Annotated in this window: 1 protein-coding gene; it reads right to left on the bottom strand. The window is 70.8% G+C overall.

Annotated features, from left to right (window positions below):
* Positions 1-593: TolC family protein (locus DM995_RS20855; RefSeq protein ID WP_198669560.1), on the bottom strand; the 593-nt coding region annotated here is incomplete at both ends.

Raw genomic sequence — 593 nt, 5'->3', positions numbered from 1 at the left:
AGGCAGACCGGTGAGTGTGACGAGCCGCCCAATCACCTCGGCACGCTCGCCATCGATGGCGTCCAGACGCGCCGCAGCCTGCTCCTCGAGCGAACGGGCGCGCACCGAATCGGAGGCCGGGGCGAGCCCCGCGCGCACGCGTTCTGCGGTCAATCGGGCCAGCTGTTGCGCGCTGTCACGATCGTCTCCGATCAGTATGCGGCGCCTTTCGACCTCCCGGAAATCCGTGACGGCACCTGCGATATCGGTCACCAGCGCCAACCGCACCGCAGCAGCATCCGCCGTCGCCGCATCGAGCCGCGCAGCGCTGGCCCGCTGGCTGGCGCGCAAGCGCCCGAACAGGTCAAGGTCCCAGCTCGCATCGACCGAGGCGTTGAAGCTGCTCTGATATTGCTGGATCTGGATATTGGGCGGCAGCGCGCCGAACTGGGCGGCGCTGATACGTTCGCGCGAGGCTCCGCCGCTGGCGCTGACGTCCGGAAGGCGTGCTGTGCGTGCCCCGCGCAGCCCGGCCCGTGCCGCATCGATCCGCGCGGCTGCCACGGCCAGATCGGGCGCCTGCGCGAGCGCCCGGTCGCGCAGCGCGACAAAGC

Source organism: Blastomonas sp. UPD001 (assembly GCF_003426715.1).
GTDB lineage: Bacteria > Pseudomonadota > Alphaproteobacteria > Sphingomonadales > Sphingomonadaceae > Blastomonas.
This window is presented reverse-complemented; position numbering and strand designations above follow the sequence as displayed.